The organism is Sneathiella chinensis, assembly GCF_012720115.1.
Lineage (GTDB): Bacteria > Pseudomonadota > Alphaproteobacteria > Sneathiellales > Sneathiellaceae > Sneathiella > Sneathiella chinensis.
On the sequence record NZ_VNWN01000007.1, the window covers coordinates 442,945 to 454,650 of the forward strand.

Genomic DNA, 11,706 nt, shown 5'->3' on the forward strand with positions numbered 1-11,706 from the left:
CTCTATTCCTCATCTTCCATGCGGATCAGAAGGACACCTTCCTCCACCTGATCCCCGGTTTCAAAGAACACATCCGCAACTACCCCGTCATAGGGGGCGGTCAGGCTGTGTTCCATCTTCATGGCTTCCATAACCAGCAAGGGGTCGCCCTTCAAGACCGATTGTCCCGCCGTAACGGAAACCTGAATGATCTTGCCCGGCATCGGGGACATGACCGCACCGGCCCCGCCCTCATCACCGCTGCCGTCAAAATCCGTCATGCGGCGGGTCATTTCCACTTGCTTGCCCCCGACAATCAGGGTCAGCCGCTCTTTATCAATGACGACCGAGGCCGACAGGATGTGACCATCAATGGAGGCCCGAAGGCTGCCATCCTGCTCCAAAACGCCGCCAGCGGTGAAGCTGCGCCCCATCACGGCCATGACAAACCCCTCACCCTCGCAGGTCACATGAACCAGAATGTCCTCATCCCCGTCCTCGAAGGCGTAATCCACATGCGCGGTGTCATTCATCCGCCATGCGGTACCGTCATTCCACGGGGAATACGGGTCCGCTGACCGGCTGGCCACGGCATTGATTTCCTGTTTGGCCAGCAATTGCAGATGCAAGGCCGCAAGAACGAAATGCTCTGCCGTCAGGGGCGGCTTTTCCGGTACCAGCGTATCCCGGAACCGGTCAATAAACCCGGTATCAAGATCCGCCCCCGCAAAGGACGGGTGACCCGCCACATTCTTGAGGAACTCAAGATTGGTCACCAGCCCGGCAACCTCGTACCCGGCCAGCGCCCCCTGCATTTTGCGAAGGGCCTTATCCCGGTCTTCGCCCCAGACAATCAGCTTGGCAATCATCGGGTCATAGAAGGGCGTCACCACATCCCCTTCGCGAACCCCTGTATCCACCCGGATGCCGTTTTCCTGTTCCGGGGCCCGAAGACGCAGCAGTGGTCCCGTCGCGGGCAGGAAGTCATTATCCGGGTCCTCCGCATAGAGCCGGGCCTCCAGCGCATGGCCGGAAATGGTCAGACCGTCCTGCATCACCGGCAACTCGCCGCCGGACGCCACAACCAGTTGCCATTCCACAAGATCCTGCCCGGTGATCATCTCGGTTACCGGATGTTCCACCTGAAGACGGGTGTTCATCTCCATGAAATAGAAGCCATTTTCCTGAAGACCATTGGAAACGTCGGCAATAAACTCGACCGTTCCCGCGCCCTCGTAACCGATGGCCTTGGCGGCGGCCACCGCGGCGGCCCCCATGGCGGCGCGCATGGCCTCGGGCATACCCGGTGCCGGGGCTTCCTCGATCACCTTCTGATGGCGACGCTGCAAGGAGCAGTCCCGCTCAAACAGGTGAACCGCATTGCCGTGGCTATCCGCGAAAACCTGAATCTCGATATGCCGGGGCTTGACCAGAAACTTCTCGATCAACACACGGTCGTCGCCAAAGGCGCTGGCCCCTTCCCGCTTGGCTGCGGCCAGTGCCTCGGGAAACTCCCCGGCGCTGTCCACACGGCGCATCCCCTTGCCGCCGCCGCCAGCCACCGCCTTGATCAGGACCGGAAACCCGATCCTTTCTGCCTCGGCGGCCAGCATGTCCGCATCCTGTCCCGCCCCGTGATAACCGGGGACAACGGGAACGCCTGCCTCTTCCATGGTTGCCTTGGCGGCATCCTTCAGGCCCATGGCCCGAATGGCGTCTGCGGGCGGCCCAATGAACTTGACGCCCGCTGCCGCGCATTTATCCGCAAAGGCCGCATTTTCGGACAGAAAACCATATCCCGGATGGATGGCCTCGGCCCCGGTGCGTTTGGCAATCTCAAGGATCGCATCCCCTTTCAGGTAGCTTTCCGACACCTCCGCCGGTCCCAGAAGAACCGCTTCATCGGCCATCTGAACATGACGCGCTGTCGCATCCGCCTCGGAATAGACAGCGACTGTTTTCACCCCCATTTTTCTGGCGGTATCCATGACGCGGTAAGCGATCTCGCCGCGATTTGCTATCAGTATTTTTCTAAACACCGGTTAAACCGCCTTTATTAAGATTGAATCCAGTTTGCCTTCCGCTTCTCGAAAAAGGCGGTGATGCCTTCTTTCGCTTCGTCAGAAGCCCGCCGCGTCGCGATGCGATCGGCTGTTTCGCTGACCACGTCCTGATCAATGGGCCGCCCTGCAACCGTATAGATCAGGTCCTTGGAATCGGCCATGGCCTCGGGGGCGTTGGCCATCACCCGTTCCAATATCCGGTCCCGCGCCTCGGCAAGATCGTGCACATTCGGCACCACCTCATGCAGCAGGCCCAGACCATAGGCTTCTTCCGCATCAAAAATCTCGGCGGTCAGGAAATACCGGCGGCAGGCCCGCACACCGATGGCTTCCACCACATAGGGCGAGATTACCGCCGGGATCAGGCCCAGCTTCACCTCGGACAGGCAGAATTTGGCCTCCTGTACGCCAATGGCGATATCACAGGCCGCAACCAGCCCCAGCCCGCCGCCATAAGCAGCCCCCTGCACAAGGGCGATGGTCGGCTTGGGAATGGCGTGCAGGTTTTTCAGCATGCGCCCCATCAGAAGCGCATCCTCGCGGTTGTCTTCCTCGGTAAAATGGGCGGCCCGCTTCATCCAGTTCAAATCGGCGCCTGCGCAATAGCTTTTACCGGCGGCGGCGACAACAACGGCCCGCACCCCTTCCTGATGAGCCAGATCCTCGAACATGTCCCCAAGCCGTTCGATCAGTTCCTCGTCAAACGCATTGTGAACATCAGGACGGTTCAGGGTGACAGTGGCAATACCATCGGTGGAAAAGTGCAATACGGCTGATTCTTCACTCATTCTGATTTCCTTACATTCTGAAGAGGCCAAACCGGGTTGGCTCGATTGGTGCGTTCAAGGACGCGGACAGGGCAAGGCCCAGAACCCGGCGACTGTCTGCCGGATCAACAATGCCGTCATCCCAAAGGCGGGCGCTTGAGAAATAGGGATGCCCTTCCTGTTCATATTGCTGCTGGATCGGGGCCTTGAAGGCGGCTTCCTCATCCGCGCTCCAGCTTTCGCCCCGTGCCTCCATGCCGTCGCGCTTGACGGTGGCCAGAACGGATGCCGCCTGTTCGCCGCCCATCACGGAAATCCGCGCATTGGGCCACATCCACAGCATCCGGGGGCTGTAAGCCCGCCCGCACATGCCATAGTTCCCCGCCCCGAACGAGCCGCCGAAGATCATGGTGAATTTGGGCACCTTGGCTGTTGCCACCGCCGTCACCAGCTTGGCCCCGTCCTTGGCGATGCCGCCGCTTTCATATTTCTGACCGACCATGAACCCGGTGATATTCTGCAGGAAGACCAGCGGGATATTCCGCTGACAGCAGAGTTCGATAAAATGGGCCCCCTTGAGGGCAGATTCCGAGAACAGGATGCCGTTATTGGCGACAATCCCCACCGGGTATCCGTGGATATGGGCAAAACCGGTCACCAGCGAGGTGCCGTAGAGTTTCTTGAATTCATCGAATTCCGATCCATCCACAATGCGCGCAATCACCTCGCGCACATCAAAAGGCTGGCGGGTATCCTGCGGGATCAGGCCATACAGTTCCTTTGGATCATAAAGCGGTTCTTTCGGGGTGCGGATATCCAGCCCCACCTGCTTGGGCTTGTTGAAGGTGGCCACCGCATTTCGTGCCAGTTCCAGCGCGTGCAGATCGTTTTCCGCATAATGGTCCGTCACACCGGAGGTCCGGGAATGCACATCGGCCCCGCCCAGATCCTCGGCCGATACCACCTCGCCCGTGGCGGCCTTCACCAAGGGCGGACCGGCAAGGAAGATGGTGCCCTGATTGCGGACAATAATGCTTTCATCCGACATGGCCGGCACATAGGCGCCGCCCGCCGTACAGGACCCCATCACCACAGCGATCTGCGGAATCCCCTCGGCGGACATATTGGCCTGATTGAAGAAAATCCGCCCGAAATGATCCCGGTCCGGGAACACATCCTGTTGGTTCGGCAGGTTGGCCCCGCCGCTATCCACCAGATAGACGCAGGGCAGTTTGTTCTGCTGGGCAATTTCCTGGGCGCGGAGATGCTTTTTCACAGTCATCGGATAATAGGTCCCGCCCTTGACCGTGGCGTCATTGCAGACCACCACACATTCGCGTCCGGAAACTCGCCCGATGCCGGTGATGATCCCGGCGGAGTTGATATCCCCGCCATACATGTCCCACGCGGCAAGCTGGCTGAATTCCAGAAAGGGAGACCCCGAGTCCAACAGTTTGCGAATTCTTTCACGGGGCAGCAGTTTGCCTCGCGAAAGGTGCTTGTCACGGGCGCGTTCACCGCCGCCCTGCTTGACCACGGCGACCTTTTCGCGAAGGTCATCGACCAGTCCCTGCATATGCCCGGCATTGGCCTTGAAGTCATCGCTTCGGGTGTTCAGGTTACTTTTCAGAACAGACATTTACGCAAAATTCCTTTTTGCAGTAACGAACGGTCCAGCGCGAAACTGTCGCCAGTCTCGTGCGGTGTTCACAATCATTTCCTTGGCCTTCACACGGCGATGTGCTAGGCGTTTTTCACTCAACAAACAAAAAAAAGGGAGGCACAATTGGCCTATAAAGCATTTGACCTGACGGGAAAGGTCGCCCTGATCACAGGGGGAAACGGCGGCATCGGGCTTGGAATGGGCAAAGCCATTGCCGAAGCGGGCGGCGATGTCTGCATCTGGGGCACCAATGCGGAAAAGAACGCGGCGGCGCTTGAGGAACTGAAACCGTTCGGCACCCGTGTCGCGGCTCTGTCCTGCAATGTTGCCAACGAAAAGGAAGTCAACGACTGCTTTGCCGAAACGCTCAGCCAGTTTGGCCGGGTGGATGGTTGCTTTGCCAATGCCGGTGTCACCTCTGGCAAGAAATCGTTCCTTGATATCGACGATGCCGACTGGCAACGGGTGATTGGCGTCAACCTTGACGGTGCCTTCTATACCCTTCGCGCGGCAACCCGCCACATGGCGGAGCGGGCGGACAACGGCGATCCCGGCGGACGGCTGATTGGTACGGCCAGTCTTGCGGCGGTCTCCGGCGCGGCCCGGAACGAGCATTACGCCGCCACCAAAGGGGGCCTGATCAGCATGCTGAAAGCCATGGCGGTTGAATTCGCCGGCAAGGGCATCACGGCCAACGCCATCCTGCCCGGCTGGATCGAGACAGCCATGACGGAACCTGCCTTCAACTGGCAGAAATTCTCTGACAATGTGAAACCGCGTATCCCGGCCCGCCGCTGGGGCAACCCCGACGATTTCGGGGGGATCGCTGTCTACATTATGTCTGATGCCAGTGCCTACCATACGGGCGATACTTTCCTTATTGACGGCGGGTATTTCCTGTTCTGATCCCTGCAATGGCCTGCGGCCCCTGTCCGGGACCGCAGGCACATGTTTCTTTGCTCTCTTTAGCCCTGCTGGGCCAGATACTGGTCGATATGGGCGACACGATCGGCCCCCCAGAAAACCTGATCCCCAACCCGGAACCACGGCATGCCAAAGGCACCGCAATCGACCGCTGCCTGGGTTGAGGCAATCATGGCCGCCTTGGCCGCGTCATCCCCAAGCGCCGCGTCCAGTTCCGCCGGGTCCACATCCAGTGATTTCATCAGGTCTGCCAGATGGGCCACATCGGTGATTTCCTCGCTATGGGCCCAGAATTTATCAAAGACACCAAGGGCGAATTTCCGGGCCACCGCAGGATCCTTTTCAGCCAGCCGGTAATAGGTCAGCCGGGCCAGTTTGGCATCCACCGGAAAGACGGCGGGCTTGGCCATGGGCAGGCCCGTCAGCTTGGCGGAACGGGCGGAATCCATCATGATGTATTTTGACTTCTGCTGTAGGCCCCCCGGCCCCACATTGGTCGCCCCGATCATTTTCCACACATGCCCAAGGGACAGCGGCCGCCAGATAACCTCCCGGCCATGCTTGTCACCAACCGCGTTGATCTGGTGCGCCGCCACATAGGCGTAGGGGGAGACAAACTCAAAGAAAAACTCAATCGGGTCACTCATAATCCTATCAGTCCTTGTTCTTGTTGTTTAATCCACTTTTTACATACCGTTATATACGTGCCCCTCCGTATCCCGCAGGCTACAGGTCGCCTTTTCCGGCGCGGGCAAGCAGTAGACCCGGGGCCATATGGCCCCTGATCAGGCGGCCAGGGTCCGGGCAATCACCATTTTCTGGATATCCGAAGTGCCTTCGTAAATCTGGCAAACCCGGACATCGCGATAGATTTTCTCAACGGGGTAATCGGCAATGAAACCATTCCCCCCAAGGGTCTGGATGGCCCCGGAACAGACTTCCTCCGCCATTTCAGACGCGAACAGCTTGGCCATGCTGGCCTCGGTCAGGCAGGGCTGCCCTGCGTCTTTCAGCGAGGCCGCATGCAGGACCATCTGGCGGGCAACCTCGACCTTGGTCGCCATATCCGCAAGGCGGAACCCGACCGCCTGATGGTCAATAATTCGTGTGCCAAAGGATTCCCGCTCCTTGGCGTATTCCACGGCATGTTTCAGGGCCGCCGCCGCCATGCCCACGCTCTGGGCACCGATGCCGATCCGGCCCGTCTCCAGATTGGCAAGGGCAATGCGATAGCCGGCCCCCTCCGTCCCCAGCATGGCCGAGGCGGGAACCCGCACATCCTCAAGGGCGATCTGACAGGTATCGGACCCCTTCTGTCCCAGCTTGTCCTCGATTGAGGCAACCCGGTATCCCGGTGTATCGGTCGGGACAATGAAGCAACTGATCCCTTTCTTGCCCGCGTCCGGGTCGGTGACCGCAAACACAAGGGCCACACCGCCGATCTTGCCAGAGGTGATAAACTGTTTGGTGCCGTTAATGATGTAATCGTCGCCATCGCGCACCGCCCGGGTCCGAAGCGCGGACGCATCCGATCCCGCATGGGGCTCTGTCAGGCAGAAGGCACCGATTTTCTCGCCCTTTGCCAGCGGCACAAGATAGGCCTGCTTCTGTTCTTCGGTCCCGTCTTTCAGGATTGCCGCGCAACAGGGGGAGTTGTTGACGCTCATGACCGTTGAAACGGCCCCGTCCCCTCCGGCGATTTCCATCAGCGCCAGCGCATAGGACACATAATCCGTATCCGCGCCGCCATAGGCTTCGGGAACGGTCATGCCCATCAGGCCAAGCGCCCCCATTTCATCAAAAATGGCGCGGGGAATGGCCGCAGCCTTTTCCCACGCCACACTATCCGGCGCCAGACGGTTGGTTGCAAAATCCCGCGCCATATCGCGGATCATGGTCTGCTCTTCACTCAGAATCATTTTTTGTCTTCCTGCCGTCTGGCGTCCATTTCCTGACTGTTAGTCTACAAGCTCCACAGCCATGGCTGTGGCTTCACCACCGCCGATGCAAAGAGCGGCGACACCGCGCTTCTTGCCGTATTTCTTCAGTGCAGACAGAAGCGTAACAACGATACGCGCACCGGAAGCCCCAACCGGGTGACCCAGCGCACAGGCACCGCCATGCACGTTCACCTTGGCGTGATCCAGACCGAGGTCCTTGATCGCAGCCATGGCAACAACGGCAAACGCCTCGTTGATTTCGAACAGATCAACGTCGTCCTTGGTCCAGTTCACCTTGTCCATCACCTTGGCAATCGCATCAATCGGCGCCAGTGTGAATTCGGACGGCTTGCGGGCATGGGTGGAATGGGCCAGGAATTTCGCGACCGGCTTCAGACCGCGCTTCTTGGCTTCGCTTTCCTTCATCAGGATCAGCGCCGCACCACCATCAGAGATGGAGGAGGAGTTGGCAGCCGTTACGGTGCCGTCCTTGGCGAAGGCCGGACGCAGTGTCGGGATCTTGTCCGGGTTGCCTTTCAGCGGCTGTTCGTCCTTGTCGAAAACCACCTCGCCCTTGCGGGTCTTGACGGTCACGGAAACAATTTCATCAGCAAAACTGCCGTCTTCCGTTGCTTTCTTGGCGCGCGCCAGCGACTCGATCGCATAGGCGTCCTGATCCTCACGGGTAAACTGGTACAGACCGGCTGTTTCCTCGGCGAAGCTGCCCATCAGGCGGCCTTCTTCATAGGCGTCTTCCAGACCGTCCAGGAACATGTGGTCCTTTACCTCGGCATGACCAAGACGGGCACCACTGCGCATTTTCGGCAGGATGTAAGGGGCATTTGTCATGCTTTCAAAGCCACCGGCAACCATGACATTGGCGCTTTCCGCCTTGATCGCGTCATAGGCATACATGGCGGCCTTCATGCCGGAGCCACACATCTTGTTGATGGTTGTACAGCCGACGCTGTCCGGAATACCGGCACCGAAAGAGGCCTGACGGGCCGGAGCCTGACCAAGACCGGCCGGCAGAACGCAGCCCATGACGACTTCGTCAATATCGCTTCCGCTCAGGCCAGCCCGCTTCATGGCTTCCTCGATTGCAACGGCGCCCAGTACCGGGGCCTTTACATCGGCCAGGTCTCCCTGAAAACCACCCATTGGTGTCCGGGCCATTCCTACGATGACTACTGGATCGTCACTCATTTCATTCTCCACTCTTCAGTACATATATATTTTGTTGTTGTTTTCAGCGGTCTTTCTAGGCCGTTTCATTGAACAATTCACGTCCAATCAACATACGGCGAATTTCGCTGGTTCCGGCGCCAATCTCGTACAGTTTTGCATCCCGCAACAGACGGCCGGTCGGGTATTCATTGATATATCCGTTCCCACCCAGCGCCTGGATTGCCTCAAGCGCCATCCATGTGGCTTTCTCCGCCGCATAGAGGATAACGCCTGCGGCATCCTTGCGGGCAGTTTCGCCCCTATCGCAGGCTTTTGCAACCGTATAGACATAGGCCTTACAGGCATTCATGGTCGAATACATGTCGGCCACCTTGCCCTGCATCAACTGGAACGAGCCGATAGGCTCGCCGAACTGTTCCCGGTCATGGATATACGGAATGACCACATCCATGCAGGCGCTCATGATACCAAGGGGGCCGGCGGACAGGACAACCCGCTCATAATCCAGCCCGCTCATCAGGACGCGAACCCCACCATTGAGCGGCCCGAGGATATTTTCCTCCGGCACTTCGCAATCCTCAAACACCAGTTCACAGGTGTTGGACCCGCGCATCCCCAGCTTGTCCAGCTTCTGCGCGGTCGAGAACCCCTTGAAGCCCTTCTCGATCAGGAAGGCCGTGATCCCGCGAGGGCCCGCATCCGGCTCGGTTTTCGCATAAACCACCAGAACATCCGCATCCGGTCCATTGGTAATCCAGAACTTGTTTCCGTTCAGGATATAGCGGTCGCCCTTTTTCTCGGCCCGAAGGCGCATGGACACCACATCGGACCCGGCGCCCGGCTCGCTCATGGCCAGCGCGCCCACATGTTCCCCGGAAATCAGCTTGGGCAGGTATTTCTGCTTCTGTTCCTCGGTTCCTGCCCGGCGGATCTGGTTCACACACAGGTTGGAATGCGCGCCGTAAGACAGCCCCACCGACGCGGACGCGCGGCTGATTTCCTCAACGGCGATACAATGCTCCAGATATCCGAAGCCGGAACCGCCATATTCCTCCTCGACCGTAATGCCCAGCAGTCCCAGATCACCCATCTTGCGCCATGCGTCCATGGGGAACTGGTTGGTGGCGTCGATTTCCGCGGCCCGCGGGGCCAGTTCGGCCTGTGCAAAATTCCTGACGGTCTCCCGCATCAGATCGGCGGTTTCGCCCAGATCAAAATTCAGGCTGGGATAATGAATTGCTGACATCAAACGTCCTTCTCTTGTCTAGGGGTCCCATCGGCCACCAGCGTCACCAACGCCATGGCCACATGTTTCCGCTCGCTCTCATTGATACAGTACACATTCGTTTCGGCGACTTTCAGCGTCCGGCCCGCCTTGACGATCCGCGCCTCCGCCTCCAGCCGTGCTCCCTCTGCCGCTGCCAGAAGGTTCAGCTTGTATTCCGCCGTCCGGCAGCGTTCTCCCGCCGGCATCAGGGTCTGGCCTGCCGTCCCGGCTGCCATGTCCGCCAGCGCCCCAAGGACGGCGCTGTCGAACCGACCACCGTGCTGCATCAGACTGTCCCGGTGATCCAGCGCCATGTCACAGACGCCCTGCTCCAATACGGTGATCTCAACACCAAGATGGCGCATGAAATTCCGGCTTTCAAAGCCCGCCAGAAGGCCCTGTTCCAAGTCCGGTTGCATCCGGTTCGTCATGTACCTTCCCCCGTCCGCCCAAGGTTGACCGTATCCTTCCGGCCATGCAGGCACATCATCGAGAAATACCCGGTCAGGCAATGAACAGACTGCCCCTCCCCCTCGGCGAAGACATCCGCCTTGAGGTGATAGAGGATATCTCCCGCCTGAACCACTTCACTCCGGGCCCGAAGGCGTGCCCCTTCCGCCGGGTTCAGGAAATTGACCTTCAGATCGACCGTCAACACGGTGCTCTCCTCCGGGTAGAGGGAATAGGCCGCATATCCGGCCGCGCTGTCCGCAATGGATGACACCAGCCCGCCGTGGAAAAAGCCATGCTGCTGGGTCAGGTCCTCCCGATGATCAAGAACAATTTCGCACAAGCCCGGCGCCACCCGTTCCATCCGGGCCCCCACAAGCATCATGAAGGGCTGCCGGGAAAAACTGTCCCGAACGGTATTTTCAAAGTCAGGATTTTGCGGCCTGAACCGTTGCATGGAGTTTTCCCCTCTTCTCCAACTGATCTGGGAAGGGAGTATAGCCCCCGACCTCCTATAGACAAAATCGTTTACTTCAATCGCACCCATTGATACTGTCTATAGATGGATCTCTACCAACTTCGTTATTTTCTGGCTGTTGTGGAAACCGGGAATTTCTCGCGGGCGGCGGAACGCGCTTTCGTCAGTCAGCCCACCCTGTCCGCCGGGATCAAGAAGCTGGAAACGGAACTGGGAAGCCCCCTGTTCAATCGCGGCGCCCGCAGTGTCACCCTGACCGACACAGGCAACCGCTTTCTGCCCCGCGCCCGCACCATTATCTATGAATGCAATGCCGCCCTGCAGGAAGCCCGCGGCAAACCCTCCGCCCGGCGACTGCGGCTGGGGGTTCACCGCTTTGTTCCCGGCAACCACCTGGCACCGCTGCTGGAGGATTTTAAAAAGGCCCACCCGGATATCCAGATCGCCCTGAAGGAAGGCACGGCCGAGCAACTTCAGGCGTTGCTGGATGAAAACCGGATTGATGTGGCCCTGACCCTGCCCGCCCCGGACGGCCCGCGGACAGGCTTTGAGCGGTTGTTCTCGACCCGCTGTGTCCTGCTGCTGCCGCTGACCCACCCGCTGCTGTCCCGCCCTTATGTGGGGCTGCAGGACCTGAACCGGCTGGATTTCGTGCATCGCAGCCACTGCCCCACCGCCGCAGAGGTTACCCGCACCTTTGCCAAGAAAGGGGTGAACCCCAACATCGTTTACCGAACGGACGAGAACAACAAGGCGCTTTCCTATGTGGCGGCGGGGGTTGGCTTATGTATGGCGCCGGACATCCTGTATCATCCGGGCGTCACCCAGCGCCCCGTGGAGGGGATCACCATTTCGCGGAGCGTAGGCCTTGTCACCCCGGCAACCCAGCGCAACGAACTGGTTGAAAGTTTCCGGCTGTTCGCCACCAGCCATGACTGGCACCCCAAGCGTCAGGGGTCGTCCAATCTGGACTGGGCGCGTTAGCCC

The 11,706-nt window shown here is 59.3% G+C and carries 11 protein-coding genes; 2 read left to right on the top strand and 9 right to left on the bottom strand.

Going from position 1 to position 11,706, the window contains the following annotated elements:
• Positions 1-2: 2 nt before the first annotated feature.
• From FQB27_RS14560 to FQB27_RS14570, 3 genes are read right to left on the bottom strand one after another with little or no spacing between them, the layout of a single operon-like run.
• A complete protein-coding gene (locus tag FQB27_RS14560; RefSeq protein ID WP_169561778.1) occupies positions 3-2,018 on the bottom strand; it encodes an acetyl/propionyl/methylcrotonyl-CoA carboxylase subunit alpha in 2,016 nt (671 codons plus the stop codon).
• Between the two features lie 17 nt (positions 2,019-2,035).
• Complete coding sequence (locus tag FQB27_RS14565; protein ID WP_169561779.1) at positions 2,036-2,830, bottom strand: enoyl-CoA hydratase-related protein; 795 nt, start codon at positions 2,828-2,830, stop codon at positions 2,036-2,038.
• Between the two features lie 10 nt (positions 2,831-2,840).
• On the bottom strand, positions 2,841-4,448 hold the full coding sequence (locus FQB27_RS14570) for a carboxyl transferase domain-containing protein (protein WP_169561780.1): 1,608 nt from the start codon (positions 4,446-4,448) through the stop codon (positions 2,841-2,843).
• A gap of 147 nt (positions 4,449-4,595) precedes the next feature.
• Here FQB27_RS14570 and FQB27_RS14575 point away from each other — a divergent pair, with 147 nt between their 5' ends.
• The gene (locus tag FQB27_RS14575) at positions 4,596-5,378 is read left to right on the top strand and encodes an SDR family NAD(P)-dependent oxidoreductase (RefSeq protein WP_169561781.1); all 783 of its coding nucleotides are present in this window, start codon (positions 4,596-4,598) and stop codon (positions 5,376-5,378) included.
• A 59-nt stretch (positions 5,379-5,437) separates the two neighbouring features.
• Here the strand turns inward: FQB27_RS14575 and FQB27_RS14580 are convergent, their stop codons facing one another.
• The 6 genes from FQB27_RS14580 to FQB27_RS14605 form a co-directional block, all read right to left on the bottom strand.
• Complete coding sequence (locus tag FQB27_RS14580; RefSeq protein WP_169561782.1) at positions 5,438-6,043, bottom strand: 2-hydroxychromene-2-carboxylate isomerase; 606 nt, start codon at positions 6,041-6,043, stop codon at positions 5,438-5,440.
• A 138-nt stretch (positions 6,044-6,181) separates the two neighbouring features.
• Positions 6,182-7,315: an acyl-CoA dehydrogenase family protein gene (locus FQB27_RS14585; RefSeq protein WP_169561783.1), complete on the bottom strand. Its 1,134-nt coding sequence runs from the start codon at positions 7,313-7,315 to the stop codon at positions 6,182-6,184.
• A gap of 39 nt (positions 7,316-7,354) precedes the next feature.
• Positions 7,355-8,542, bottom strand: a complete 1,188-nt coding sequence (locus FQB27_RS14590) for an acetyl-CoA C-acyltransferase (protein ID WP_169561784.1) — start codon at positions 8,540-8,542, stop codon at positions 7,355-7,357.
• Positions 8,543-8,597: 55 nt separating this feature from the next.
• The gene (locus tag FQB27_RS14595) at positions 8,598-9,770 is read right to left on the bottom strand and encodes an isovaleryl-CoA dehydrogenase (protein ID WP_169561785.1); all 1,173 of its coding nucleotides are present in this window, start codon (positions 9,768-9,770) and stop codon (positions 8,598-8,600) included.
• The gene (locus FQB27_RS14600) at positions 9,770-10,222 is read right to left on the bottom strand and encodes a PaaI family thioesterase (protein WP_169561786.1); all 453 of its coding nucleotides are present in this window, start codon (positions 10,220-10,222) and stop codon (positions 9,770-9,772) included. Before FQB27_RS14600 ends, FQB27_RS14595 begins: the two co-directional genes overlap by 1 nt.
• Entirely contained in the window at positions 10,219-10,698 is a 480-nt protein-coding gene (locus tag FQB27_RS14605; protein ID WP_169561787.1) for a PaaI family thioesterase, read from the bottom strand. Before FQB27_RS14605 ends, FQB27_RS14600 begins: the two co-directional genes overlap by 4 nt.
• A 105-nt stretch (positions 10,699-10,803) precedes the next feature.
• On the opposite strand from FQB27_RS14605, the gene FQB27_RS14610 reads away from it, so the two are divergent.
• Positions 10,804-11,703 (top strand): LysR family transcriptional regulator, encoded by a 900-nt coding sequence (locus FQB27_RS14610; protein ID WP_169561788.1) that lies wholly within the window; start codon positions 10,804-10,806, stop codon positions 11,701-11,703.
• Positions 11,704-11,706: the final 3 nt, after the last annotated feature.